The 1,588-nt window shown below is 46.2% G+C and carries 2 protein-coding genes; both read left to right on the top strand.

Annotated features, from left to right (window positions below; all coding sequences use genetic code 11):
* The coding region (locus ACTNBR_RS16380) for a Mu transposase C-terminal domain-containing protein (protein WP_441019253.1) at nucleotides 1–663 on the top strand (663 nt) is incomplete at its 5' end.
* Entirely contained in the window at nucleotides 650–1,474 is an 825-nt protein-coding gene (locus ACTNBR_RS16385) for an ExeA family protein (RefSeq protein WP_330578382.1), read from the top strand. The genes ACTNBR_RS16380 and ACTNBR_RS16385, both read left to right, overlap by 14 nt.
* The last annotated feature ends 114 nt before the right edge of the window (nucleotides 1,475–1,588 follow it).

The raw sequence follows: 1,588 nt of genomic DNA on the forward strand, positions 1-1,588 counted from the left end.
ATCCGTGTCATTCATGCAAAGCCGAGAAGCGGAAAAAGCAAAGGCAAGATCGAAAAGTTCCACCAGGTCGTGGATGATTTTATCCGCGAATCGAAGCTGAAGGGTATCAAAAGCCTGGATGAATTAAACCGTCTCTGGGAGATCTTCGCAGACGAGTATTATCACAAGAAATCTCATGAAGGGATCAGTGAGTACTATGAAAGCCTTGGAGCTGCGGTCCCGGAAGAAGGGATCACACCTCTTCAGGAATGGAACCGCGACAGCCGCCCGCTCACTTTCCTGGATGTTTCAGTCGTAGCGGAAGCTTTCCTTCATCACGAAGAACGCAAAGTTGACAAAGGCGGATGTATCAGTTTCCGCGGAATAAAATACGAGACAAAACCATCACTGATTGGGCATAAAGTTGAAATTTCTTATGACCCTGCCGCGCCTGAAACGATCACGGTTTCTTATCCAGGCTATGAACCTTTTACAGCACAGCCTATAAAAATCAGCTCATACTGTGACAAACGTCCCGTATTACCGGCATCCATGCAGGAACAGAAACCGAGCACATCCCGTTTTCTTGATGCTTTAGAAAACCGCCATGCACAGACACAGCGTCAGATGGCTGACGCGATTTCATTTGCATCCTATCGGAAGGAGGCGAATGACAATGTATGAGGCATTCTTCGGTATGGAACACACACCCTTTGTCCGTGATGTTCCGCCTGAAAAGCTGTATGAATCATCTGCTTTTCGCGAGACATTAGGGCGTTTATCCTATGTGGCAGACCGCCAGATGTTTGCGGTTGTAACCGCTGATTCCGGATGTGGGAAATCAACGCTGATCCGCCGGTTTTACTCAGAGCTTCCTAAAGAGGATTACATCGTTCTTTATCTTTCAGACTCAAAGCTGACTCCAAGATGGTTTTATAAGGGGCTGCTGGATCAGCTCGGTCTGGAATCAAGGTTTTATCGGGGAGATTCCAAACGCCAGCTACAGCAGGAAATTGAAATCATCCGTGGAGTACAGCACAAGAAAGTTGTCTGTATCCTTGATGAAGCTCATCTATTGGAAAAAGAAACGCTGGAAGAATTCCGATTTCTTTTGAATTACAAATTTGATTCTGTCAGTCCCATGGCAGTAGTCCTTGTCGGGCAGACAGAACTTTGGGAAAACAAACTGAAGTTACAGCGTTACGCTGCTATTCGCCAGAGAATCGATATGTATTGTACGCTTCCACATCTGGACAGATCGGAAACAGAACAGTACATCGGAAGTCATATGGCGTATTCTGGATGTTCTCAGGAGGTTTTTACTGAAAAAGCAGTGGATGAGATCCACAAGGCATCTGCCGGAATTCCCCGTATGATCAACCGGATCTGCGAAAAGGCACTGATGTATGCCTTCCAACAGCAGAGACGTCTGGTCGATGACTATATGATCAAGTTTGTAGTAGAGCATGAAATGCTCACGGTCACAACTAAGTAAAAGTCAGCCGCCCGTTTTCGGGCGGCGAATCCACCATTATCTATGACAGGCAGTTAAGCAATCTGATGACAATTCGTGTGAGCAGTCTGGTGACAGCTCATGAAATCATTAACA

The organism is Bariatricus sp. HCP28S3_F11 (assembly GCF_052065395.1).
In the GTDB taxonomy this organism is placed as follows: Bacteria; Bacillota; Clostridia; order Lachnospirales; family Lachnospiraceae; genus Allocoprococcus.

Bases quoted from the DNA above. Each gene is read 5' to 3' on its own strand.
- ACTNBR_RS16385 (WP_330578382.1), top strand. From the start codon at position 650: ATGACAATGTATGAGGCATTCTTCGGTATGGAACACACACCCTTTGTC.